17 protein-coding genes and 3 tRNA genes are annotated in these 26,027 nt (G+C 40.1%); 11 read left to right on the top strand and 9 right to left on the bottom strand.

All coding sequences use genetic code 11. The annotated features are described in order from the left end of the window. Positions 1-23: 23 nt before the first annotated feature. The 3 genes from V6M43_RS15680 to V6M43_RS15670 are packed head-to-tail and all read right to left on the bottom strand — an operon-like array spanning position 24 to position 5,818. On the bottom strand, positions 24-3,782 hold the full coding sequence (locus V6M43_RS15680) for a sensor histidine kinase (protein WP_332736880.1): 3,759 nt from the start codon (positions 3,780-3,782) through the stop codon (positions 24-26). Beyond that, positions 3,779-4,555, bottom strand: a complete 777-nt coding sequence (gene mazG, locus V6M43_RS15675; RefSeq protein WP_332736878.1) for a nucleoside triphosphate pyrophosphohydrolase — start codon at positions 4,553-4,555, stop codon at positions 3,779-3,781. Before mazG ends, V6M43_RS15680 begins: the two co-directional genes overlap by 4 nt. A 9-nt stretch (positions 4,556-4,564) precedes the next feature. Further along, a complete protein-coding gene (locus V6M43_RS15670; RefSeq protein ID WP_332736876.1) occupies positions 4,565-5,818 on the bottom strand; it encodes a DUF3667 domain-containing protein in 1,254 nt (417 codons plus the stop codon). Between the two features lie 146 nt (positions 5,819-5,964). Between V6M43_RS15670 and V6M43_RS15665 the strand changes: the two genes are divergently transcribed. Then, entirely contained in the window at positions 5,965-6,795 is an 831-nt protein-coding gene (locus V6M43_RS15665; RefSeq protein WP_332736875.1) for a hypothetical protein, read from the top strand. 200 nt (positions 6,796-6,995) lie between these two features. On the opposite strand, the gene V6M43_RS15660 is transcribed toward V6M43_RS15665, so the two are convergent. From V6M43_RS15660 to V6M43_RS15645, 4 genes are all read right to left on the bottom strand, one after another. Next, positions 6,996-7,082 (bottom strand) — tRNA-Leu (locus tag V6M43_RS15660). Between the two features lie 55 nt (positions 7,083-7,137). After that, positions 7,138-7,213, bottom strand: a tRNA-Gly gene (locus V6M43_RS15655). A gap of 136 nt (positions 7,214-7,349) precedes the next feature. After that, the gene (locus tag V6M43_RS15650) at positions 7,350-7,565 is read right to left on the bottom strand and encodes a hypothetical protein (protein WP_039128078.1); all 216 of its coding nucleotides are present in this window, start codon (positions 7,563-7,565) and stop codon (positions 7,350-7,352) included. Between the two features lie 45 nt (positions 7,566-7,610). Beyond that, the gene (locus tag V6M43_RS15645; RefSeq protein ID WP_332736870.1) at positions 7,611-8,636 is read right to left on the bottom strand and encodes a glycosyltransferase family 2 protein; all 1,026 of its coding nucleotides are present in this window, start codon (positions 8,634-8,636) and stop codon (positions 7,611-7,613) included. Positions 8,637-8,705: 69 nt separating this feature from the next. On the opposite strand from V6M43_RS15645, the gene V6M43_RS15640 reads away from it, so the two are divergent. The 10 genes from V6M43_RS15640 (at position 8,706) to V6M43_RS15595 (ending at position 19,668) form a co-directional block, all read left to right on the top strand. Then, the gene (locus V6M43_RS15640; RefSeq protein ID WP_332736868.1) at positions 8,706-9,866 is read left to right on the top strand and encodes a sensor histidine kinase; all 1,161 of its coding nucleotides are present in this window, start codon (positions 8,706-8,708) and stop codon (positions 9,864-9,866) included. Between the two features lie 52 nt (positions 9,867-9,918). Next, positions 9,919-10,002 (top strand) — tRNA-Leu (locus V6M43_RS15635). Between the two features lie 446 nt (positions 10,003-10,448). Beyond that, the gene (locus tag V6M43_RS15630) at positions 10,449-11,192 is read left to right on the top strand and encodes a DUF6602 domain-containing protein (RefSeq protein WP_332736866.1); all 744 of its coding nucleotides are present in this window, start codon (positions 10,449-10,451) and stop codon (positions 11,190-11,192) included. A gap of 12 nt (positions 11,193-11,204) precedes the next feature. Further along, on the top strand, positions 11,205-11,480 hold the full coding sequence (locus V6M43_RS15625) for a hypothetical protein (RefSeq protein WP_332736864.1): 276 nt from the start codon (positions 11,205-11,207) through the stop codon (positions 11,478-11,480). Positions 11,481-11,645: 165 nt separating this feature from the next. Next, a complete protein-coding gene (locus V6M43_RS15620) occupies positions 11,646-13,307 on the top strand; it encodes an ATP-dependent nuclease (RefSeq protein ID WP_332736862.1) in 1,662 nt (553 codons plus the stop codon). A gap of 103 nt (positions 13,308-13,410) precedes the next feature. Then, positions 13,411-14,841, top strand: a complete 1,431-nt coding sequence (locus V6M43_RS15615) for a DUF4041 domain-containing protein (RefSeq protein WP_332736860.1) — start codon at positions 13,411-13,413, stop codon at positions 14,839-14,841. A 146-nt stretch (positions 14,842-14,987) separates the two neighbouring features. Beyond that, positions 14,988-15,851, top strand: a complete 864-nt coding sequence (locus V6M43_RS15610) for a hypothetical protein (protein ID WP_332736859.1) — start codon at positions 14,988-14,990, stop codon at positions 15,849-15,851. A gap of 457 nt (positions 15,852-16,308) precedes the next feature. Further along, entirely contained in the window at positions 16,309-16,653 is a 345-nt protein-coding gene (locus tag V6M43_RS15605; protein WP_332736857.1) for a hypothetical protein, read from the top strand. Between the two features lie 15 nt (positions 16,654-16,668). Continuing rightward, positions 16,669-18,558: a S8 family serine peptidase gene (locus V6M43_RS15600; protein WP_332736855.1), complete on the top strand. Its 1,890-nt coding sequence runs from the start codon at positions 16,669-16,671 to the stop codon at positions 18,556-18,558. Positions 18,559-18,570: 12 nt separating this feature from the next. Further along, positions 18,571-19,668 carry a hypothetical protein gene (locus tag V6M43_RS15595; RefSeq protein WP_332736853.1) on the top strand — a complete coding sequence of 366 codons (1,098 nt, stop codon included), beginning with the start codon at positions 18,571-18,573 and terminating at the stop codon, positions 19,666-19,668. A 122-nt stretch (positions 19,669-19,790) separates the two neighbouring features. Here the strand turns inward: V6M43_RS15595 and V6M43_RS15590 are convergent, their stop codons facing one another. Together V6M43_RS15590 and V6M43_RS15585 are read right to left on the bottom strand one after the other, a co-directional pair. Then, positions 19,791-21,341, bottom strand: coding sequence for a hypothetical protein (locus tag V6M43_RS15590; protein WP_332736852.1), 1,551 nt, complete (start codon positions 21,339-21,341; stop codon positions 19,791-19,793). 412 nt (positions 21,342-21,753) lie between these two features. Further along, a complete protein-coding gene (locus V6M43_RS15585) occupies positions 21,754-25,908 on the bottom strand; it encodes a hybrid sensor histidine kinase/response regulator transcription factor (protein ID WP_332736851.1) in 4,155 nt (1,384 codons plus the stop codon). Positions 25,909-26,027: the final 119 nt, after the last annotated feature.

Genomic DNA, 26,027 nt, shown 5'->3' with positions numbered 1-26,027 from the left:
TCCTGATTGGCTGCGGGTGCTTATTAAGCATGTATAGTAGCCAGCGGCAACTCCACAAAGAAAGTAGTTCCAACATCTTCCCTGGTCTCAAACCAGATCCTGCCCTTGGCCTGTTCAACAATGCCCTTGCTCATGGCAAGGCCCAGGCCCGTACCCGAACTCTTGGTAGTGAAATTGGGCGTGAAGATCTTCGACTGCATTGCTTCCGGAATACCCTGACCATTGTCGCGCACCATTATAACAACATTCCCCTCAAGGATAGACTCTTCCAATTTCACCGAACGGTCTGAACGATGAAGTGTAGATTCAACCGCATTCTGAAGCAGGTTAGTGAATAGTCTGTTAAGCTGGGTGCGATCCGCTTCCACCATTACCTTACCCGGCACCGGGTGCCAGCTGAATTCAACCTGCTCGCTCGATTCGTATAAGGATGAAAGTGAGTAAAGAATTTCATGGAGATCGAACAACTCCGTTCTTGTATTACTGATATTGGCAAACTGCGAAAATTCAGATGCGATCTTGGAAAGGTGATCGATCTGCTCCACCAGTGTATTGGCAACATTGGAGGTGAGCACCTTCACATCGCCACTGTTACTATCGATAGCCCGCTGCAGGTATTGTATGCTCAGCTTCATAGGCGTCAATGGATTCTTGATCTCATGCGCTACCTGCCTTGCCATCTCTCTCCACGCACCTTCCCGCTCACTCTTGGCCAGAGCCACCGCACTCTCATCAAGCTTCATCACCATCTTATTATATTCTTTCACCAACTCCCCTATCTCATCTTCGCGATGCCAGCTAATCTCTTCGTTGTGCTGGCCCAGGTTCACCGCCCGCATTTTTTCACTGATGAGTGAGAAAGAGGAAGTGATCCTGTTGGTAATGAAAAGTGCGATCACACCCGCTATCAGGAAGATGAACACATTCAGGTTGATGATGGTGATAAGAAAATTCGATATCTCCCTTTTCAGTTCAACCTGGCTATCAAAGGAAGGCAGGTTCAGATAGGCATAGGCGTTACCCTGGTCGTCGCGCACCGGTGCATAGATACTTTTATAACTCACCTCCCCCATCTGCTCTTCTGCAGTAAACTGTACCAGCCTTTGCCGGTGTATCCTGTAATAGGCTTCAGGATTCATTCTTACGCTAAGAATTCCTTTATCATACACGAATGGGTTGGAAGATATTCTCAGTTCTCCATTAAGATCATAGATATTGATATCGGTTCCATGGATCTCGGAAACCTCCTTGATCATATTCTCCAGCACCTCATTATAACCGCCTTCATATAAGCTCAACAGGTATTCAAACATGGCCCTGCTTTCCATCTCGGTCTGCACTTCATTGGTCATGATCTGCATGGCCTTGCTTAGCTGGTCCTGTTTATTATTATTATACCGGTTAATGAAAAAGATAATCGTTGTTACCCCGATCACCAAAAACGAAAACAGGCTGATGAAAATAATAGTACCATGGATCTGCGTTCGAAGGTTCATCTGCAGCTCCTGTTTGATCTCATTCAACCTCAGTCTTGATCGAACGATCATGGTTATAAGCCGGAACAATCCGAGTAACAAAAGAAAGGTACTGAAGAGGTAGGCTACCAGTGTAATAGCCTCCAGCCACAGGTTATCGCGACGTGCAATGACCACCAGCTTATTATTATCACGGTACCAGAGCTCATCGTATTTGTCCTTGAATTTACGTGAGAAGTTCTGCTTCGGAACCTGGTTGGGTGTTAGCCTGGTGGGAAATGCGTAGTCATTATAATAATCGATCAGCTCGCGGTTATTATAGATGGCATAACTGTAAATTGGCGAGTATTCATCGGGCATGAAATCTTTCCGCTGGCGGAACAACTCAGGAACCAGGGCATCATTCTTATACTTCTTGGGTTCGGAAAGAATGAACATATAACCCACTGCCACACCACTTGTATCCGTTACCATTTTGCGGCTGATATAGGAGAACTTATCAAAGGATTTCTCGAAATAGCGCAGGTCGGGAATATTGGTGGGCTTCCCTTCTATCCTGAAAATTGTATTCAGTGTGTCATATGAAACAGGCGCCTCGTTGTACAATGGCTTTTCCTCTTCATCAAAGGTGAATATCCTCGTATCATATTTATTGAGGTAAGCCATGAAGTTCTTGTTAATCAGGCTATCCTTGAGGTATTGGTTGGTAGAAGCGAGCTGAAAGCGATGAAAGTTGGAATAGAGAAAATCGTTATCAAAATACGTGAGGGCAATACTTAACAATCTTTCACTGGTAGGATCCGCCTGCATGGAAAGCTTTTCGGCTGTGCGTTTTCGTTGTTCAATCTCAATGCGACTGTTTTCTGAAACGATGATAATGGATATAGAAATGGAATAGAGAAAGATCAGTAACAACATCACTGAAACATTCCAGCGACCATCGATTGCCGATAGTATCGGCTGCCTTATCAGCCATATATAGGCGATCAGCCAAACCAGCACAAAAATGTTCAGTTCAACCAGGATGTTCTTACGGATAAAAGTGATCACAATTAATCCGAACAGCGCCATGAAGGCGTATAGGAGATAGGATCTTTGAACAAGAAGTGGTTCCAGTAATCTGATGATCATTGACGAGGCCAGGAAAAAGCTCAGGGCCAGCGTTGCCAGTACAACGAAACCAACAATACTGTAAATATCGAGACTGAAGAAATTGGTAACGTTAAAGGATATGCGTGCATCGGCGATCAGGCTCTGGATCACCACGGCAAAACCGAAGGTGATGATCACCAGTATCATTGCACCGGTAGCCACCAGGGGCCACTGGAGGATGTGGTTGCGGAAGCTTTCCATGGTTACGCGTGTTGACCGGCGATACAGGAATAGCAATATCCAGCAAAACAAAAATGAATTGATCAACAGATCACCCAGTGAGGGCAGAAAGCCGCTGGAGCTATAGATGACGGGGTCAAAGAGTTCAAAGGATCGCCAGGAGAGCCAGTCGGTGAATATGTAAGTGAGTCCCCTCAGTACAACGATGGTACCAAACAGGAACAGTGTTCCCTTGATAAAACCAAATCGCGATGCGATACTACTGGCGGCATTATGGATCACCATCAGCAGGAGCACGATCGCCATTATATCGAGGAACATACTCCAGCCATTGGCGTGGCGTGTGGCATAGATATTTTTTGGTTGCAGGTAGAACAGTGGTTTGCCGTCCTTGCTTCTAATAACATAATCCGTTTCATATTCACTGAGTGAGACGCTGTTCTCGGCTTTGGGGAAGCCTACAAATTGTTTCTGCAGGTTATTATTCTGGATAAAATATTCGGTGCGGATCGGCACCAGCGCAATCACCAGCAGCGTTTCTCGTGCAAGGGTAACCGTTTGACGGATAAATTCATATTGTCCATTCCGCAGGCGGACAAGTTGCCTGCTATCGCCGGCATAAATAATTTCATCATGCGGCTCGGCCTGCTGGTTGCTCCAGAAAGCGAGGTTCCAGCTTTGGGATGGAGCAGCTTTATAGATGAAGAGTCCGAAATCAAGGTCAGCCATTTCAGCAAGCTGTCCCGTGCTATAGCTGCCTTCTGCCAGCATTTTCAGCAGTAGCGTATCTGCGGCGATCTTATCAAAAGCATTTTCCTGCTCCTGGATCCTTTCTTCCATGGCATCACGGAGATAGGGAGCCGAAGAAGCGCCGGCGAAATAATTATTGATGATGAATGCTATGGTAAACAGCCAGGCAGCCGCCAGCAGGAAATAAGCATTGCGCTTTAATATGGTAAGGACGAAGTTGCTCAAATCAGGGGCTTTTCTGCTTTAATAGCATTCCAGAGTGCATCCATTTCAGTGAGGCTCATATCCTGGAGTTTTAATCCTTTGGATGTAGCCATCTCTTCCATGCGGGTAAAACGGTCTATGAATTTTTTATTGGTGCGCTCCAGTGCATGTTCGGCATCAACCTGCAAAAACCGTGCATAATTGACCATCGAAAAAACCATATCACCAAACTCCTCTTCAATATGATCCTGGTCGTTTTTTTCTACCGCCTCCTGGAGTTCCTGCATTTCTTCTTTCACCTTTTCCCAAACATCATCGGCTTTCTCCCATTCAAAACCAACCTGTTTTGCCTTATCCTGCAGGCGCATTGATTTTACCATGGCGGGGAGGGCCTTGGGAACACCACTCAGCACTGATTTTTTTCCCTCCTTTAGCTTGAGTTGCTCCCAATTCCTTTTCACATCTTCTTCATCTTTCACGGTAACATCGCCATATATATGCGGGTGACGGTTGATCAGTTTCTGGTTAATCGATTGAAGCACTTCTTCGAGGGTGAACTGTCCCTTCTCGCTTCCTATCTTAGAATAGAAAACAAGGTGAAGAAAAATATCACCCAGCTCTTCTTTGATGCCTTTCCAGTTTTCGTCGGAGATGGCATCCGCCAGTTCATACAGTTCTTCGATGGTAAGGTGGCGCAGGCTCTGGATGGTTTGCTTATTATCCCAGGGACATTTTTCCCGCAGCTCATCCATTATCTGTACCAGTCTTTCAAACTCGGCGGTAGCTTTATTCATATGCTTTTATTAATGTGCGCCTGAACTTAAGCTTGTGGCGCTTAGGATAGTAAAAATCGATAGCAGGAAAACCATCATGATGAATGACAGCAAATTCAGCAAAAGGAATTTTACAATGGTCTTTCTCCTGCTCTGTCCATAAAATCGGCGCATTGCTTTGTAAAGGTAGAAATATATCAGGAACACCGAGATGGTTATCAGGGCGGTGAGGAAACCCCAGTTGGTATATTCCTCCAGTTTAATGAGTCCAAACCAGGCCAGCAGGAAGATAAAGGTGGCGCAATACAAATGGATGGTGAAGATGGCATGGTCGGAAAAGTAAAGATCTCTCCGGCGCAGGTATAATAATTTCAACAGCAGGGCAAACAGCGGAAGCGAGATAAATAACATTTTAGGAAAGCTATGCAACAGGTTATCGAGGTAGGCCCGCAGAAAGGCTTTCTTACCTTCTTTCTGTTCTTCCACAACGCTGATGAGTCGGGTCATGAAGATCCGTTTACCCCAGGAGTCGCGTTTATCGGCTGGCAGTGATTCCTGCATGGCAGTATAGGCGATCTGGGAGCGGTAGCCGAAATCGGTCAGACCTTTTTTCAATTCTGCGGAATCAAGAATAACGGTAGATTCCTCTTCAAACTCACCATCCCTGTTCCTGCCTGTTCGGGTCTTAACTTTCCAGTCGCCCTTGCCCACCGGTATCCCTTTCTTCTCCAGTGAATCTTTAACAATGTTCACCACTTCCGGAACATCCGTCTTTGCATTATTTTTCTCAACCAGTTTTGCTTCAAGCTGGAGACTATCGCGTTTCAGTTTTTCAATTGCTTTACCTGCGGCGGTTATGAAGACGGGATCCGTTTCCCTGGCGGCGCTCTCCCTTATATTGAGCAGAGCAAGGCTGATATTGGAACGTTGCTGTTCAAGGTCCTGCTCTTCTTTGATGAGGCTGCTGGCGCTGTAGAGCGTGAAGAAAATCACAAAAAACAGTGCCGAGGTAAAAACATACATCCGGATAGGATGCAGGTAGCTGGCGCGGCGACCTTTCAGGAATTCGAGAGAAAGGAAGCCCGGCTTTGTAAACAGGTATTTAAGGGTGCTGAAGAATTTTGAATCGAAATGGGTGATATCATATACAAAATGTGTGAGGAGGCCCCAGAAAGTCTCCTTAGGCACGATATTCTCCTGGCCACAGATCTGGCAGAACCGCCCTTCTACCATGGTTCCGCAATTGAGACAGTCTTTTTCCTTTCTTTCGGGATAATGCGACACGGGTTAGTAATTTGAATAAAAATAAGGCAATTTTAACCTTGCTCCACAGTTGCTCTATCGTTGCACTATCGGTGCACCTCCCATACCCTGCCAAAACCCCCAAAAAATGTATCTTGCGACCTAAATTGTAAAACCCGGATCCCGCTATGAAAAAAATCCTGTATACCTTTTTACTTATGCTTGCCGGTCAGTCGGCTTTTTCCCAATACTATTACAAAGACCTGGTAACAACCCAACAGGCAAATGATCAATATGCGCTCTTACAAAAGAACGGCATCAAAAAAGTGACGCTGGAAAGCTTTGATGGCAACTCTTCCGAAACAGCAGGCTTCACGGGTGTTCAGCAGGTTGATCTGAAGAAAGGAACGGTAACCACCACCACCAGCACAACCGTGATAGGTGATTCCTATCTCAAAACAACTTATAACGCAAAGGGACTATTAAGCTCCACGGAGGACAGTGCACAGAATGCCTCCAGCCGCGGCAGTTATGAATATGATGCGGAGGGAAGACTGGTAAAGATCTCTTCCACCAACAGTTCCGATAATGTGAATACAACGGAGACGCATAGCTGGAGATATGGAGCAGATGGGAAACCAACGGAGATGATCAGGGTACGCAATAATTCAGATACAACAAGAGTGACTTTTACGCTGGATGAAAATGGCAATGTGGTGGAAGAAAAAGTTATCCGTCCCAACCTGCCCATCGCGATCGTTTACTATTATTATGATGCGCAGAACAGGATGACTGATATTGTACGTTTCAATGCAAAGGCCAACAGGTTGTTACCTGATTATATGTTTGAATATGATGAGGCTGGCCGACTGAAAAAGATGGTAGTGATACCTGAGGGCAGCAATGAATACCAGACATGGTATTACCAGTATACGCCGAATGGATTAAAGCGAATGGAACTCTGTTACGACAAGCAACAGCAGTTGCTGGGGAAGGTGCAGTATGAATATGATATGTAAAACGAGAGAATAAACTTAGATATTAAAGCCCTCATCATTGATTGATGAGGGCTTTTGCTTTATCAGGATTTTATACTTCTCATTCACCGCAAAATATGCGGAGATTAGATGCTTTATTCGCCGCAAAAAATGCGGAGAATAAAGAGTTCAGTGCATAAAAAAAGGCTTCCGGAAGGAAGCCTTTAAACAATTTAAATAAGTACCCGGGACGGGGGTCGAACCCGTACTCGCTTTTTCGGCGAACAGGATTTTAAGTCCTGCGTGTCTACCTGTTCCACCACCCGGGTAGATTCTTGCTGTAAAAAAAAATTCCAAACGCGAGTCTGGAATTAATTTTTAAAATGGAGCGGAAGACCGGGCTCGAACCGGCCACCCCGACCTTGGCAAGGTCGTGCTCTACCAAATGAGCTACTTCCGCCTGTGACTGCCGTAACTTTAGTGAAGGCAGTCTGCCTTTACTATTACCAGCATTTATTTCTAAAGAACTCTTTTTCAATTGGGATGGCAAAGATAAGAACTATGGGTTATCTGCCAAATATTTCACCAAATTTTTTCTACTTGTACTTCGGTGTGTACTGGGTACTTTCAGGAACATTTACCCTTGGTTTTCCCTTGTAGCGATTGGTGTATAAACCATAACATCCACCTAAAACAAAAGCAAGAATACAGAAAACCTGGAGGTAAAAAAGAAAGGTAGAAGAATTCACCCAGCTATGCGTAAAATCTTTCTCCAGTGGATTCTCTATTTCGTGAGCCTGATGATTAGCCATAGTTTTGATAATTGCTGTGCAAAAATAAGGGTACTACAATAAAAATCATTTTTTGTCTGCTACAATTTCAGAAAATTGTTTTTTACCCTTTACAAAATGTTGCCATACGACACTCCCGCTGTACCATCCATTTAGCGCACCTTTTTTTGATTTAGGAAAAACACTTTTGCGATGCCGGAAAACCAACCATCCCATAAATCCAATATGCGCTTCAAGTATCGCTTTGAAATAAGTACCCTGTCCATCAAAGAGCGATTTCCACGCAGAGATAGAGTCAAGCAGAAAACGCAGCGGTATCTTCCAGATCGACTGGTATAGCGGCAGGTTCTTGGCAAGCATCACGAGGTTGTTGCGGAAATTCAGGAATACCTTCCACTCATTGCCTTTGGGAAGTGTGCCACCACCCACATGGTAGACCACGGAAGCGGGACAAACCATCACTTTATAGCCTGCCAGTTGCATACGCCAGCAGAAATCGATCTCTTCCTGGTGCGCAAAAAAGAATTCATCCAATCCGCCGAGCTCATGATAAAGTTTTGCCCTTACCAGCAAAGCAGCACCACTGGCCCAGAAAACAGGCGCGTTATCATTATACTGTCCATGGTCGAGTTCACAAAAATCAAAGACCCTGCCACGGGCAAATGGATATCCCAGTGAATCAAGCCATCCCCCTGCAGCACCAGCGTACTCAAAAGATGCTTTATTATCATACATCAGGATTTTCGGTTGACAGGCACCGATAGTATCATCACGCTGGATCAAGGCCATCAGGGGATGAAGCCAGCCCGGTTCCACTTCCACATCAGAATTTAATAGAATATAATAATCGGAATGAACTTGTTTGAGCGCTTCATTATATCCCTTTGCAAAACCATAGTTTTCTGGAAGCTGCAATACTTTAACAGTGGGGAATGCAGTCTGCAGGAAAGCCACGGAATCATCACTGGAGGCGTTATCCGCCACGATCACCTCAAAAGACGGATACCCGGAAGCCAGCACGGAAGGCAGGAATTTCTCGAGGTATTTTCTACCATTCCAGTTAAGGATCACTATTGATAAGGTTGCTTGCAAAATGGCTCCGGAATAATTTAGTGGCCAAAAATACAGTAAGCAAACTATTTGAATAGCTAAATTAGATGGATGATACCATCCTTCTACAATTGGCGCACCTGGTTAGCGGTAGTGGCACTGATCATTGTAATCGGCACTATCTTCTATTCGAGGTATCTCGCAAAAAAGATCGCGCTGGAAGAAAGAGATAAGGTAGAACTGTGGGTAAGCGCCAGCAAGGCCATCTTCGACAATCCTGATATGCCGTTGACGCTTCCTAATATGATCCGCAATGAGCAGACCGATATTCCCATCATCGAGACCAATGAGCATGACAGTATCGTGAACTTTATCAATCTCGATTCAGCCCGTGCGCGGCAGGACCCCTCCTACCTACCAAGAAAGCTCAAGGCCTTCAAGACCAATGATCCCTTTGTGCTGGTATTAAGTGAAGAGCCCTATGTGGCCAATAAATATTATTATGGCAATACCAGGCTGCTGAATGAGGTGCAGTATTATCCTATTATCCAGTTGGTGATAGTAGGGATACTGCTACTACTGACGCTGATGCTATTGAACACGCAGCACCGCTCGGCGCAGAATCAGTTATGGGCGGGGATGGCCAAGGAAACGGCACACCAGTTGGGAACGCCCCTCTCCTCTCTGGAGGGCTGGGTGGAGATGTTGAAGGAGACCGGCACAAATAACTCCATTACCCATGAGCTGGAAAAGGATGTGGACCGGTTGAAGCTGGTGAGTGACCGTTTCAGTAAGATCGGCAGTACGCCGCATGTGGAGCCGATGGATATAGTGGCCAAGGTGCAGAGCATGATGGATTATGTGAAGCGAAGGGCCTCGGGCAAGATCCTGTTTACCCTCAACAGCAGTGAGCAAATGCTGACGGTGCCGTTGAGCGGGACCTTGTTTGACTGGGTGATCGAGAACCTGTTGAAAAATGCACTGGATAGCATGGAGGGAACAGGAACCATTACAGTGGATATCAGGCCGGTGGGCGAAAACGTGCAAATTGATGTGACCGATACCGGGAAAGGCATAAGTTCGAGTCATATCGGGAAAGTATTTGATCCCGGATTTACTACCAAGAAAAGAGGATGGGGATTAGGATTATCATTAAGTAAGCGGATCATAGAGCAATACCATAGGGGACAGTTGTTTGTAAAACATTCCGAACCCGGCAAGGGGACGACGTTCCGGATCATTTTACCCACGGGCGATAAAAAGGCAGTCTAAAAATGTTGGGTGCAATTAGATGAATCCTTACATTTGCATCCGCTTTTAGCGGGCCCAGGTGTTGAAACTGGTAGACAAGCCACCTTGAGGTGGTGGTGCTGGAAACGGCGTGCTGGTTCGAATCCAGTCCTGGGCACAGAGACCCTCAGCTATGCTGAGGGTTTTTTCATTTGTAGCTGCACTAGCTTGCTCGCACATTCGGCCTAATTAAAAATTCTGGCCACGCAAGAGACGAACTCCTATCATCTCCTCTCCCACGGTTATGGACACAAAAATTACCTATAAGTGGTATTGCACAGCTAGTATAAACATGATATATTGACAACCGGAACAAAGGAATTTTTATTACCCATACCCCTAAACGATGTAAGTGAGTGAGTGAGCAATTGAAGCAGTGAAAATTACAAGTGATAATTATTTCCAACACTCATTACATAAGTAAGATTTGCGGAATGGAACAATCAGAGAATACTTGCACAATTGAAAGATTATGAAGTATGGTTCGTGAACAAAGAGTCTATTTGCAATTTAATTTATTGCATAAATAAAAGCGCTATAGGTCATATTTAAAAGAATACCACAATGAGCTTAATTGAATATCACAGGACAACAACAAAAGAACTATTGGCTCTGACAAATAAAGTTAGAAATCTTATTACTCATTGGGGTGAAGATGGTCGATATAAGGAAGCTGTCCTTAAAAATGTAATTAGACGTTTCTTGCCTGAAAAATTCACTATTGGGACTGGTTTTGTTATTAAGCAAACTAATAATCGTGGTGAGCATTTATCTTCAAGACAAATTGACCTTTTAATCTATGATGATGCAAGCCCAGTATTATTCAAAGAAGGAGACTTTGTAATTTTGACACCTGATGCAGTAAAAGGTATAATAGAAGTTAAAGCCAATTTGCAAAATCAGGGAATTAATCATGTTCTGCAACAAGCAAATAAAAACGGTCAATTTATTTTCAGCGGAAAGGATGACAAAATGCAACAGTTCTTTAATGGGGTATTTTCATTTGAAGGATATGAAAATAACTTTGACCAAAACGCTTTTGTAAATTCTTATTTACAAAGTAACAATGGTTTTGATGACGAACATTTTTCGAAATACAAAGTCAATCACGTAAGCTTGAATAAAGACTGGTTCATTAAATATTGGAAAGATGATGCAAATCCACATTCACTTTATAATATTGAAGATTTATCATTTTCGTTTTTCATATCCAACCTTACAGACGTCCTTTCAAACAAGTCAATAAACAAGAACAACTTTATTTGGTATGCAACTGACAAAGAGCTAAATAGAATTCAACAATTTTAAAGAAATAATAAAATGGACACAAAAGGAAAAAACATTTCACTTAAAGCATTATTATTTGCTATTGGACTTGGCATTTGGGTAATTGTGTTACAAAATGCAGGAATAATTCCCACTAAGCAAAATGTTTACGTTAAAGGCGGCAAGATTGATGCAGACGTTAGCGGTTCAGTAAGTATAGATAATACTGTTGATATAAATATAGAAGCAGTAAACGGACATAAAGACGCATTTTACGGACCATCGAAAGATGGAAGCTATGATGCATTGCATGTTTACACTGGGAAATAAAACGAACTATAACATGGTATTGCCAAAACCACGGGTAACGAGCATTTATGACACTTTTGTGTTTAACCAAACATTAGTTTATTAAATCATCAGTAGTGCAGAAAAGTCCCGCGTTGGGCAATACCAGAATTGTTACAATTAACCTGAAGCGACATATTATAAGAAATGCCAAGACTCAAACAAATAACAATTGAAGGATTTCGTTCAATTGGTGACCAGTTAGTGATCAACTTTCCGGAAAATAAGCCGGTCGTATTAATCGGCGAAAATAATTCAGGGAAATCTAACATTATACGTGCAATAGAATTGATGTTTGGAGAATTTCATCCAAAGTATAAGAAACTTGAAGATTATGATCATCATATGCGAAATCCTACAATTGAATTAATAATTGAAACTTCGGTTTCTGGCTTTGCAGGTAGACTTGGTAATCAACAACAATTTAGTTGCGGCGGCTTTAAGTTTTCTGCACAAAAAGGTAGAGAAACCTTATTCAATGCAGTGCAGGCTGAGAATGGTCAAGAAAATAAATATGTGAGCACCCAACTACGAGAAGAACTTTTATGTGTCGTGGTAACGTCAGAACAAAATTTAAACTTCCAACTTAGCTACGCATCAAAGTACACGCTTTTGTCCAGAGTGACAAAGGCATTTCATGATCAATTAACAAGTGATGAACAGAGGGTTGAAAAATTAAAGGCTCTATTCAAAAGTATTAAGGATACATTTCTAGAAGTTCCTGAATTTGATACGTTCAGTAAAAATATGTCAACTATTGCTGAAACAGTTTTATCAAATATGACACATGCTTTAGCATTTGATTTTTCAGCTTATGACCCCAGTAATTATTTCAAAACTCTGAGAGTACATCCAACTGAAAATGGTGAAACAAGGGCATACGAGGAACTAGGTACTGGACAACAGCAAATTTTAGCGTTATCATTTGCTCATGCATATGCAAAGTCTTTCATAGGCCAAGGATTAATATTTATACTTGATGAACCTGAATCACATTTGCATCCGTTAGCCCAAAAGTGGTTAGCTAAAAAAATGTTTAAAATGGCAGAAGATGGTTTACAAATCATCGTAACTACTCACAGTCCATATTTTGTGGATTTAAACTATCTCGAAGGGATTAATCTCATTCGTAAAGATGGTGATTCGACATTTAGAATAAATAATAATGCAGAATTACTATTTAATCATTGCTTAAATACAGGGTCCAATACTCAAAAAACTAAAGAAGAAACAATTATACCTTTTTATGCGAACAACTCAACAACTCATATTTTATCGGGTTTCTTTGCCAACAAAATCATTCTTGTTGAAGGTCCCACAGAAGAATTATCCTTGCCAATTTATTTTGAAAGATTAGGCTTTGATCCAACAGAATTTGGAATTGAAATTATCGGAGTTGGCGGCAAGGGTAATCTTGCCAAATGGTGGCGTCTTTTTACACTTTATAAAATTCCAACTTTTATTTGCTTTGACAATGATGCAAAAACAGAAGATAAGGACGGTTCCAGACGTCAAGATGCACTAAAAGCAATTGGCATTAAAGATGAGGAATTGAAAAATATTTTAAGTATAGAAAACTGGTGTGTGTCAGATCGCTTTTGCATATTTGGAACTGATTTCGAGACGACAATGAGAGTGTCGTTTGAGGACTACGGCAAAATCGAAAGCCAAGTGATCGAAACCCTCGGTAATAGTTCCAAAAATCTAATAGCAAGAGAAACTGCAAAACTCATTAATCTGGAAGCAAAAAGCGAAGGCAAAAAGCAAATGCAAAGCTTGATCGAGCTAATCAAAAAAATGAGAATTTAAATACTACGGAATCTACACAAGGGCCTCTTGTAACATTGCAATTTACATATGATGCAGCAACTATAATTAGCAGATTGAAAAATTAAATATCAAACCTTAGATTATGTTTTTTAACAAAAGTAAAAAACTTCTAATTGAGAAGGAAAGAGAATTACAAATTGCCTTAGCCGAAATTTCATTATTAAAATCAGATTTACAACACTCCAAAAATTTGTTTGATACTTCTCAGGCAGAATTAGCAAGTTGCAATAATACAGTGAGGAGCTATATTGCTAGATTTTCACAAATTATTGATAAAGAGAAATTTCTAAATGATCTGGAAGAAAACATTTCTCATAAGCAGCAGGAACTTGAAGATCTAAATAATAAATACAAATCAGGATTGCTAATATATTCTGAACTAGAGAAGCATGTTGAATTATATCGTGAAACATTAGATATCACGGAATATGGATTATTTGAGCCAAAATTTAATCTCGATGCTTCTGATCTATACAAGATAGCGTTAGATACTATCTATCAACAACAAAAGCAATTGATAAAGGACGGTACAGCAATTAATTGTTTTACAGAGTGGGAAGTGTCTGGCAGTAAAGTTGAAGGAAGAAAAATGACAAAAAGATATAGCAAATTGATGCTATATGCTTTCAATGGAGAATGTGATGCTTTAATTGCAAATGTCAAATGGAATAATGTCTCTAAAATTGAACTGCGAATCATAGAAACATTTAATAGCATCAATAAACTTGGTGAATCACATAACATTCTAATTAATCGTGATTTTTTAGAATTAAAACTTAAAGAACTATTTTTAACACACGAGTACGAGGATAAAAAGTACCAAGAAAAGGAAGAGCAACGCAGAATTAGAGAACAGATGCGTGAAGAGGAAAAAGCGCAAAAGGAATTTGAAAGAGCCCAAAGAGATGCAGAAGAAGAAGAAAACACATACAAGAAAGCCCTTGAAAGAGCTAGGCAAGACTTGGCATTTCAACCACATAATCCACATGAAATTGAAGAGTTGTCAAATCGAATCAAACTATTAGAACAAAATTTAATCGAAGCGCATGAGAAAAAGGAAAGAGCTATATCACTAGCACAAATGACTAAGGTAGGCCATATTTATATAATCTCAAATATTGGCTCATTTGGAGATGAAGTTTATAAAATAGGAATGACTAGAAGATTAGATCCCTTGGATAGAATACGTGAACTAGGTGATGCCTCAGTACCTTTTCAATTTGATATTCATGCTATAATATATTCTGAAAATGCTCCGCAATTAGAATATCAATTACATCAATATTTTAAAGAAAAAAGAATTAATAAAATTAATCTAAGAAAGGAATTTTTTAAAGTCTCACTTAATGATATCGAAGAATTTATTCTAACCCAAACTAATGCTGAAATTCATTTTACTAAACTAGCTGAAGCTAGAGAATTTCGGGAATCCATCATTAAAATTCAGGAAGCATTTGATATAAAAACCGAAAACCATGTCGATAACAAGTTCCCATCAGAACTTATTAATTAAGCCTATAAAATACAGAGTTAACCTGCTTCAATATTACAGATGAAAATGTATAATCCCATAAATCAGCACATCGATCCATATGAAATAAATGAACAAAGTAATCCACACCCATAGGAATTATTTTGCGAACTCAAGAGGAACAAAACATGAGAGTTAAAAGATATTTTCCGAAAACTAATAGGCACCAAAATAATTCAAACCATAAAAAGCCTATCCTTTCAACCCGCCAACAGAAACTCCTTTATTCTATCACAATTATAGGTACTATTGCATCAACACTTCTTGCAGGCTTTTCAATATACCTAACACATAAAATTGCCCAAACCTCCACCAAAGTGGAAAAAATGGACTCTTTAATTGCTTTGATTGCAGTTCAAAATCTAAAGCAAAATGAACAATTATCTAAACTACAAGACATTCAAAAAATATCAATTGAATTTTCACAGAAATTATCTGAACAAATTATATCAATTAAAGATCAAACGTCATTTTTACAGGACAGCTACTCCCCTGACATATCATTAGGAAAAATTGATTTCTCGAAAAGCAATATTAAAGAGGGTGAGAATATTTTAAGTTACCAATTTAATAACATTGGAGGTCGAGCATTAAAAGACTTACATTCAAAACTTTTAGTCTTTTTACCCACTGTAAAAGTTAAAGATTCAATATATTATTTAATGACATTTGAGCCAACGATATTTGATGGAAACACAACCGATTTAAAGCCAAATTCATCTAACTTCCATTATGCAACTATTCCGTCAAACAAATTTTTAGATAGTATTTTTAAGATTTCATCAATGGCAATAATGGCTGAATATGTCGACCCATTGACAAACGAAAAATCAATTAAAACTTTTTATTATAAAAATTTTAAAGGACTCGATAATCGATTATTAAGTATTTATGCCCCCCCTAAAGAAGCCCGCATTATGAGCACCTTCCTAGATACAGCAAAAATAATCAAAGCGAGTTTTAAGAGGGATAAAAAAAATATCAGATATTAGAGAATGAAAAACAGTATGTAAGCTCCCCTTATTTTATTGTCAGTTAGAGTTTGCAAAAGTAGTAAACTTTGTTTCAACCACTTTATCCATTACCGGCTGCGCTTCATTTTTTAAATGGTTTCCTCTTGCCGGTGTGGATAAAACTGTATCATTTTTTTCAGTTCGGTGTTATTCAATGGGGATAGGTATCCCAATAATAAATGAGGCCTTTCACTGTGTTGTAATCCATACTCCATTACTCGCTCAATTCCCGTATTTCGGCAAGGCTGTTAAACAGGTATGCATTCAACAGCTCATGCCAACAATTGAATGAATATCATTAATTTATTATATACTTAGTGTAACTTTTGCTGCTAATGCTAAATGGGGAAAATACCTAACCAACCCGGGGAAAACACCCAGCCTGCAAAGTGTAAAATTCATTTCCTTTAAGAGATCACATTTTAAGTCAATTTATATGTCTTCACAAAAAGTTATTGCTTATTTCATGCATGAAAAAGAAGAGGGTTTTGTCAACAAAATTCTTTCAAATAAGCAGCACACACAAAGTTATATTTTAGGAGATGTTGACGAGATTGGATTAAAAGAGCTGCAAAAGCAAAATATTATAGTGCAGATTTTAGGAACCCAACCTGATGATGGTATTAATAATGTCATTAAGAAAATTTCGAAAATAAGAGGTTTCTCCAATATTCACAATCCTACAAAGGATATTATTTTACGTGAAGAAAATAACGCAGGGTTTCCGGCATTTTACAAATTTTCTATTGAAGGTCCTTTATTAGAAGAATACCGGGAATAACTAGAAGCCTATCAGTTGGAAGTAAGTGAATTTGTACCACCCAATTCTTATATCATCCGTCTTGGTACACAAAAGTCACTTTTTGATTTAAAAAATTTCCCTTTCGCAAAAGATATTTCATTCTACAGTTCAAAAGATACTGGCATTCACATTGTAAAAAAACTGGATAAAGTTATCCCTGCTGGCCAAGCAGAAAAAGAAATGCTTTGCTTTGATATTTTGTTGCATAGGTCCGTAGACTTACAAACAGTTGAGCAATGGCTTAATCAAAAAGGAGCTGCTATTGCCGGCGCAGCTGGTAATAAAATACGAATTTATTTATTGGAAGATTCACCTGTTATGCAAGAGATTTCAGAGAATATATATGTTCAATCCTTTGATGAATATGTTCCTCCAAAACTGCATAATGATTTAGCTAGGCAGATTATGGGACTTGATAATTTAATTCCCATATCTTCATTGGGATTAAATTATAACGGTGACGGGCAAATTGTAGGTGTTGCGGATACTGGTATAGATGATACACATCCTGATTTCCAAAATCAAATTCACCTCATTCCAACTGCCTGGGGCAGACCGGGTGATTATTCTGACGAGGAAGGACATGGTACACATGTTGCCGGGTCAATTGTAGGGAATGGTGCAGCATCTAATGGTCAAATTAAAGGAACAGCACCGGGTGCAAAAGTGTTTTTTCAATCCATTATGGACGGTAATGAAGAATTAAAATTGCCATTTCAGCTACAAACACTGTTTCAGGAAGCATACAATAATGGTGCAAGAATTCATAACAACAGTTGGGGTTCTTCTACAAGTTCAAGATATACTGTGAACTCTGTTGAAGTCGATGAATTTGTATGGAAAAACAAAGACATGCTACTAGTTTTTTCCGCCGGTAACGATGGGAATGCAGTAAACCCAGTGAATGTACCTGCTGGTTTTCCTGATTTTCTATCAATAGGTTCTCCGGCATCAGCAAAAAATGTGTTAACAGTTGGCGCCAGCAGGAGCACAAGAAAAAGTGGGGGTTATGCTGAATTCTCTTATGGTGTAGTTTGGCCGCAATTTTTTCCTAACCCACCTCTTAATTCTGAAAACGTTTCTGGCAACAGCAATGCCTTAGCTTGCTTTAGCAGTCGTGGCCCTTGTGATGACTTTCGTATTAAGCCAGATGTAGTAGCTCCGGGCACTGACATTGCTTCTCCAAAGTCTTCAAAAGCATCTTTGTCAAAGTTTTGGGGAACTTATCCCGGTAATAAGTATTATGCTATAATGGGCGGCACAAGCATGTCTGCTCCAATCGTTGCAGGATGTGCCGCAGTAGTAAGGGAATATTTTCAAAAGAAACACAATCATTCGGCAAGTGCGGCTTTAGTAAAAGCTGCTATAATAAATGGCAGTAAAAAACTTACTGGTATAGATGCTGTGGTGAAATTTGGAGATTTGCCGAATTTCAACCAAGGTTACGGGATGGTTGAAATGACAAATACAATCCCTTCACCCAACCATGATTTTTATTTGTTTTTTTATGATAATTACCAAAACACCAATGAGCATTTTAAAATTACCGGCCAGCGTATCAGGCTGCAAATACACCTGCCTGCAAATACCTGGTTGAGGATATGCTTGACCTATACTGACTTTCCAGGAAGGGCATTGCAGAATAATCTAAACCTTATGCTTGATTATAACCTTACTAACCAAAAATGGACAGGAAATGAAAAATTGCCTTCTCTTTTACGGATGCCGGACACCGTAAATAATGTGGAAACCATTGTAATCGATAATGCTCTTGCAGGTCAATATACTTTACAAGTAAGTGCCACAAATATTGTAAAAGGAATTCAGGATTTTGCCATAGTTGTAACAACAGGAAATTTACATACAACTATTAATAAAATTTAAACCTCCTTATTTATGTTTAAACTTCATGTTATTCAAGCCGAATTTGGTGACAGTATGCTAATCGAATATGGGAGTAGGCAATCACCAAAATATTTCTTAATAGATGGCGGCCCATCAGATGTCTATGATAATTTCCTTCGTTCCGAACTTGAAAATATTGTAGGAGCATCAGGAACTCTCGATGTTGTGGCTATCACACATGTAGATATTGACCACATAAAAGGTATCTTGGATTTCTTAGCCGAATTAAAAAGTCAAAGTGATAATGGAAAAGAGCATTTTTTAAAAGTAAAAGATTTATGGATGAATACTTTTAGCGGTACAATTGATAATGATGGCGCAATGACAAAAAGAATAAATACAATTTTTTCAAATGCCGCCAGCAACAATGTAAATATGGCATCCACCGGAATCGCAATAAATGGGATTAAAGAAGGGAATAAAGTAACAACACTTTGCAACGTTTTACAAATTCCGATTAATACCCCAACCGTTCAAAGTATTTTCAGAGTTGGTTCCCCAAACGCTGCTTTAACTTATGGCAATCTTACCATAACAATCGTGGGGCCAACAAAAGAAAATCTTGAGGCCTTAAAAACAGAATGGGAAGAATGGATTACAGCAAGAGAAAATGAAATGGGAGCAGGTAATTTCAATATTTTATCAATGTCAGATAAAAGTATTCCAAATTTAAGCAGTATCGCATTTTTAATTGAAGGAAACGGTAGGAGTATGTTATTTACAGGTGATGGCCGTGGAGACCATTTGACTGAGGGATTAAAGAAAAAGGGTTTATTAAATAATGGAAGAATGCATGTAGAGGTTTTAAAAGTGGCTCATCATGGAAGCGACAGAAATACAAACCGGACGTTTTTCGAAAATATAACAGCTGACACATATGTAATATCGGCCAATGGTAAACATAGTAACCCGGACTATGCTACCCTTTCCTGGATAATCGAATCAGCAAACGAAGCTGGCAGACAAATTAATTTAGTTGTAACTAATGATACTGCTTCAACCAAAAGAATTGTCAATGATTACAATCCCGCAGAATTTGGGTATTCGATCACATTTATTTCAAATATTAAAAATTCCATTGAAATATAGTAAGATTTTTCCCTTTCTGTACGTTGCAAAATTATTACTGCCACAGTAAGCAGAGTCTAGTCACGATTAAGCTTTTTTCTGGAGATGATTACTTAGCTAAATTTATAAGACAGATTTTATATTTAACGCTTAGGAAGATTAATAGGAATACCCACCCGAATTCCCAAGGTACTATTGCGCTTACGAAAATCATCTCTAGTCTCTGCTTGCTGGGTCAGAATATTAGTCCTTACCTTATCAGTAAGATCCTCATGGCGATAATATGCTAGAATTGAAAGGATTGTCTTTTCTTTATCCTTTTCTCGACTATTAATATTTATTACAAGCCCACCTTCCAACATTAATTGGAACTTGTCATATTCGCGACCAATAATATTTGGTAATTTATACAATTGACTAAAGTTGAAACTAGTTGATGCATATAAGCCAGGGAGAAAGTAATCTGTCATTGGAAGTACGTAACCTTCTGCATGAACCTGCGCAATAAAACCACTTCGCACTTCACTTTTATTATATGCTGTTCCAGATTTTATTTTTTCGGTTATAGCTGTACCATTTGCAAAAAATGGTATTCTGGTTTCATAATTAAATGGACTAAGGTTTGTAAGATTATTTCCTTGATTCAGGCTAATACCTGGCCGAATCAAATATGCGAACTTTCTCTTAGGATAAAATACGTACCAATTTAAATATGTACTAACTCCATATGTAAAAGGATGATTTGATTTAAAATACAATGAATCAACGTTATCATATTTCGTGTGATACTCTGTTATTTTTTCAGTACGGGCAAAAGGTGTAAAAGTAATCCAGAAATATTTTTTCCGTGTCCAAATTTCACTAGCATTGCTAATTTTTCTGTTAATCACATCTTCCTCCAAATTTTTATAATGCTTTTTATATTTTATATACAGTTCCTGAACTAAATCATTATATGATTCTGGAGCAATATCGATATCGTTCTGCTGCATCTTAGCCATGTTTAATCTGTTTATTGCTTCCATTAAAGTTTCATTCTCAGGTATTTTTATTTCATTATCATTCTTTATTTTCCTTAAAAATTCTTGAAATATTCTTAATAATCTGATTGTATCTTCTTTTGATTTGAGGTTTATTATTGGGAGGGAATCAATCTTAGTAAGATCACCCAAATGCCTATTTCTTAATGCCGTGATAACATATAAAGAATCTACAACGTTTGCTTTGTAAATTTCTAATAAGTCATTTTTCGCATTCAGTATTCGGGTATTTTGTTTTGCAACATCACAAATCCCATACATAGCCCCACTGTTTGCAGGAATAATATGAAAAGAAGGACGTACCTCAAAAGAAGTATTGAAATTTTTATAGCCCTTAATAATACTGAAATTTCTATCAGTTACACCTCCCTTTATATCAAAGCTTATTATATCTACCCATTTTTTCTTTAATTGGAAAAAACCTGATATCGTACCCTCTGGTTTTGTAACATCAATTTTCAAACCACTTACAGGTACATTTTCTCCAGCTATAGCGTATGTTATATCCTGTATTATCATTCTATCAAAAACATAAGGTTCAAGTGGATGACGAACTTTGCACTCATTCTCATCCTTAATTGTAGATGGAGACTTTGTTTGAGAAAATGCATTTAACATAGTTACACTGATAATAATTAACAAAAATAGTTTCATAAGAATAATTAGTTTAGTACTATCAAATTATGTATTTTTTACATATATTACAATCATCTTGTATATTTTTTATTATTAAATGCTAGCATAGTGGCTAAGTGAGTACGGATATGAACATGACAATGGGAACAATAACTTTATTCACATACTGAATGATTAATCTAATATTCTGTGATGTACTAGTTAAGCGTGATGTATGAAGATGGAGTCCTTCTTTTTTTTAGAATTTTATTTTATGACGTAAGTAAGTTAGGACTTAGGACCTTTAGCTATTTGAGGTTTTTTATTTGGCAGTATCGGGAGTATACTGGATAATATAGATAAGTGTAAAAAAATAGTTCAAGTACTGGTGGGTCTTTCAATATGCTTTCTTCAAGGGTTCTTGATCATTCTATAATACAATACTTCCCCCTCACCTACCAACCCTCCACTCCTGCGGGGTGACGCCATACTCCTGCTTGAACACCCGCGCAAAATAACCGGCATCAATATAGCCGCAATCCAACGCAATAGCGCCAATACTTAGTGCAGGATTTGCCAGCAAGGACTTTGCCTTCTGCAAACGAACCAACTTAATAAAGCGGTTAGGTGAACAACTGGTCAATGCTTCCAGTTTACGATGCAACTGGGAGTGACTCATAAACATCAACCGGCATAACTGCTCCACACTGAATTCATAATTGGTGAAATTGGCTTCTACCAGCTCCCTCACTTTTCTTACAAAATCATGCTCGGCAGGCTCTTCAGCCGCTAATTTCCCTGCATCCGCTAATTCACCCGCCACCGCCAACACACCCGCTCCAGGCCCGGCAATGCCAATCTGACTACTATAGTATTGCTGCAATCTCTTTCTTAGCTCCAACAACTTTCTTATCCGCACCAACAGCTCCTCTTTATTGAATGGCTTCTCCAGGTAAACATCCGCGCCTTTCTCCAATCCCTCCAGCTTACTCTGCATGTCGGCCTTGGCAGTGAGCATAATAATGGGAATATGACTGGTTCGCTCATCCTGTCGCAACTTGCGGCACATCTCAAAGCCATCGATAAACGGCATCATCACATCGGTAATGATCAGATCCGGAATTATCTCCACAGCAATATCAAATCCCTCCTGACCATCTTTTCCCACACTTAATTTGTAATCGGGTAAACAACTCGCCGTATAGGCTACTACATCAATATTATCTTCTACCAGCAATATCAACGGCGCACTGTCGGCCTTTGTATGGTCGTCGATATAATCAATAGCAGGCGCGGCCGGGGAAATAGCAACATTATTTTCATTCACAACTGTTGCATGCCCGTTTTCATTTGCCCCATTATTCACTTTGGTCAAAGGAATCGTAATGATAAACTCAGTCCCTTTGGTTGCCCCCACTGGCGGACTCTTTGCCGTTATGGTTCCATTCATCAGCTTCACCAACTCTCGCGTTAGGGATAGCCCGATGCCCGTGCCTTCCGCATTCCGGGTGTGACTGTTATCGATCTGGTAAAACCGGTCAAAGATATGCTCGATCTGGTTTTCAGGTATTCCAATTCCCGTGTCTTTCACCTTTATCAGCAAGCTGGTCTTCTCATTATCGGCCATCCCCTTTTGAGAAATATTCACATATACATTACCGTAAGCCGGCGTAAACTTCAAAGCATTGGAAAGTAAATTGGTAATGATCTGCCTGATCTTCTCTGCATCATAGGCTACCATCATCTCATCGGTATCGGCAAGAAAATGAAATTGCTTTTGCTGACTGATGGCAAGCGATTGAAAGGCTTCCACTATATAGCGTAAGAAAACAACAATATCGCCCTTCACCAAATTCAGGGTCATCTTACCATCTTCCAGTTTGGATAGGTCCAGCATCTCATTGACCAGCTTCAATAAGTTATTGCCATTGCGAACAATCATATCCAACCCATTATCCAGGTATTTGGCGGGATCGCTTTTTACCTGGTTGGCCATCCCGAGTATAACGGTTAACGGCGTCCTGAACTCATGCGTGATATTGGCATAGAGCTGAGTTTTAAGCGTATCCAGTTCCTTTACACGCTTTGCCTCCTGCTGCTCAAAATGTAATTCAGATTGCAGCTTCGCCTTGTTCAACCGAAACTTAAAATAGGTCTGCAGTAAGAACCCCGCTATCACCAGATACACCAGGTAAGCCCACCATGTTTGCCACCAGGGTGGCATCACATTTACCTGCAGCTCTTTGATCTTATTACTCCACACGCCCTGGCTATTGCTGGCCTGCACCTTAAAAACATAGTTGCCTGCAGGCAAATGTAAGTAAGTAGCATTGCGCCTCGTGCCGCTCTCCACCCATTTCTTATCAATACCCACTAACTGGTAGCGGTACTTGTTCTGGTTTGGCGCAGTAAAATCAAGCGAAGAAAATTCCAGCGTTAAAATATCCTGCGCATAATTCAGGGTAATGGATGGAGTATATTCAATTGTTTGTTTTAGTATTCCCGTTTTATCGTTGGGCAGCACCGTTTCATTTCCTACCAAAACATTTGTAATAAAAACGTTTGGTGATATCCCATTTTTCAGAACGGTGGCCGGATTAAAAATATTTAACCCGTTAACACCGCCAAAAGCCAGATCGCCATTGTTCAGTTTTGCAAAAGCACCCGTGTTAAACTCATTGTCCTGCAGTCCCGAAGCTTTGGTAAAATGCCGAAATAACCATGATCCATATTCATCCTTTCTCTTACTCAGCAAACAAAAGATCCCATTATTGGTACTGCCCCAGATGTTGCCTTCATCATCGGCCAGTGTACCATAAACCACATTATTGCAGAGGCCTTCCGTGGTGGTGATATGGGTAAACTTTCCCGTTGTTTTATCGAGAATATTCAAGCCCCCACCCTTGGTGCTTACCCACAGTATATTCTTATCAACGGGGTCATCTAAAAAGCAGGAAACATGATTAAAGTTGAGGGAGTTCTTATCATTGCTCTTACTCCGGTACCAGGTTATTGCGGGCTCAGCCCTGCCTGTATTATCATATTGCATCCTTGCAAAACCTTCTTCTGTACCGATCCAGAAAATGCCATTCCTGTCCTGGTATAAGGCAGTTATAAAAGCATCGGGAAGCATTGCCTTCGTTGCATCTGTATTGATGCTGATTGCAGATACAGCGCCGGTTACAGGATCCAGTACCATCACCTTTCCATTCAAGCCACATACCCAGATCTTACCATCTTTATCTTCCATGATGGGCTCCAGCGCATCATAACTTATTTGCAGGGATAAAGGATATACCTTTCTTGCCCCGGTTGCCGGATCATAGTTTTCAATTGCGGTAGCAATATGATTATCCGGCCCCAGCCCCTTCTTTATAATCATCCAGAAATCGCCGCTTTTTGAGATAAAATAATTATGTGGGGAATAGCCTCCCTGGGCAGACAGATCTGAAAGCGGTGCACCATCTGTTGTCATTCTTTTACCAGCCCCCCATCCTATCAGGAAGATCTCATTTTGATTATAGCTGTTGATCTTCCTTACACTATATCCTTTTGCCAGATGATTAAAAAGTTCCGATTCAAATCTATACTTTCGAATACCATAGCCATTGGTTCCCAACCAAACTGTACCGGCATTATCCTTCATAATTCTCATTGGCGCCACGGCACTGTCCCTGAACAGTAATGCAGCATCCGGATCAACCGGCTTTGCTTTCTGCCAATTTTTTATATCATATACCAGTAACTGATTAAGATTGGGAATGCCGATCCAGATCCTTCCCTTTTCCTCTTTCAGGAAACTGGATTCATTGCCAAATGTTATTGTACGCGAGAACAAAGGGTAAGTCTTAAACCCTTCATCAAATTCCACCAGCTGAAACCTTTCACCATTCATCAGGATGCTGCCGTTGGCATTGGTGGTATAGGAGTTACTGAAACTTATACTGTCTTTTCGAAACTCGAAGGCAAGTTTTTCAGCATCAAACTGGTAGAGCTTTCCTTTGCTGGTGGTCCAGATCCTACCTTTTTCATCTTTGCAGAGGGGAACATAGCTTGCGTCCGATACAGCAGCAACGCGGGTGATGGCAGGGGGTTGATTTGTTTCAAAATAATTGGCGGGAAGGTTGATAAGATTAAACCCTTTGTTGGAAGCATACACCAGAAAACGTCCATCCGCCAGTTCGATCACATCGCCGGGGATCCTGTTACCCGACAGACTCTTTGGATTATTAGGGTCGTGCAATATGTGGTGAAAGATCCCTTTGGTTTTATCGTACACATTCAAACCATTATCCTCAGTGCCGATCCAGAGCCGCCCCTTACTGTCTTCAAAAAGTTTGTTGATGGAATTGCTGCTGATGGTATTGGGATTGTAGGCATCATGCGAAAACACCTTAAAGCTGTAGCCATCATAACGGTTGAGTCCCGCCTTGGTGGAAAACCACATGAAGCCATCCTTATCCTGCAATATATCATAAACATAGCCCTGCGACAAGCCGCTGGAGGTGGTAAGCCACTCATACTTCTGCTGCCCGAATAGAGGCAGTGCCAGGCAAAACCAAAAAATGGTTGCCAGCAGTTTAGGTGGGGTATAACGCGGGGGCATTTCCTTATAAAGATAATAGAAGCTGCAATTTTTACTGCCCTTTCTATATATTAAACCGGCTTTCGGGGCAGAATGATGAAATTATCCTGATCATGAAGAATTTGTCCTACTGAATGCTG

It is taken from the genome of Flavihumibacter sp., assembly GCF_036676075.1.
Taxonomy (GTDB): Bacteria; Bacteroidota; Bacteroidia; order Chitinophagales; family Chitinophagaceae; genus Flavihumibacter.
Note: the sequence above shows the minus strand (reverse complement) of the source record. Positions and strands in the feature narration are given on the sequence as shown.

Excerpts from the sequence above, each read along its gene's own strand:
- V6M43_RS15585 (WP_332736851.1), bottom strand. The coding sequence starts at position 25,908 with ATGCCCCCGCGTTATACCCCACCTAAACTGCTGGCAACCATTTTTTGG.
- V6M43_RS15615 (WP_332736860.1), top strand. The coding sequence starts at position 13,411 with ATGTTTTTTAACAAAAGTAAAAAACTTCTAATTGAGAAGGAAAGAGAA.
- V6M43_RS15610 (WP_332736859.1), top strand. The coding sequence starts at position 14,988 with ATGAGAGTTAAAAGATATTTTCCGAAAACTAATAGGCACCAAAATAAT.
- mazG (WP_332736878.1), bottom strand. The coding sequence starts at position 4,555 with ATGAATAAAGCTACCGCCGAGTTTGAAAGACTGGTACAGATAATGGAT.
- V6M43_RS15590 (WP_332736852.1), bottom strand. The coding sequence starts at position 21,341 with ATGAAACTATTTTTGTTAATTATTATCAGTGTAACTATGTTAAATGCA.
- V6M43_RS15665 (WP_332736875.1), top strand. The coding sequence starts at position 5,965 with ATGAAAAAAATCCTGTATACCTTTTTACTTATGCTTGCCGGTCAGTCG.
- V6M43_RS15640 (WP_332736868.1), top strand. The coding sequence starts at position 8,706 with ATGATACCATCCTTCTACAATTGGCGCACCTGGTTAGCGGTAGTGGCA.
- V6M43_RS15625 (WP_332736864.1), top strand. The coding sequence starts at position 11,205 with ATGGACACAAAAGGAAAAAACATTTCACTTAAAGCATTATTATTTGCT.
- V6M43_RS15630 (WP_332736866.1), top strand. The coding sequence starts at position 10,449 with ATGAGCTTAATTGAATATCACAGGACAACAACAAAAGAACTATTGGCT.
- V6M43_RS15650 (WP_039128078.1), bottom strand. The coding sequence starts at position 7,565 with ATGGCTAATCATCAGGCTCACGAAATAGAGAATCCACTGGAGAAAGAT.
- V6M43_RS15620 (WP_332736862.1), top strand. The coding sequence starts at position 11,646 with ATGCCAAGACTCAAACAAATAACAATTGAAGGATTTCGTTCAATTGGT.
- V6M43_RS15595 (WP_332736853.1), top strand. The coding sequence starts at position 18,571 with ATGTTTAAACTTCATGTTATTCAAGCCGAATTTGGTGACAGTATGCTA.
- V6M43_RS15605 (WP_332736857.1), top strand. The coding sequence starts at position 16,309 with ATGTCTTCACAAAAAGTTATTGCTTATTTCATGCATGAAAAAGAAGAG.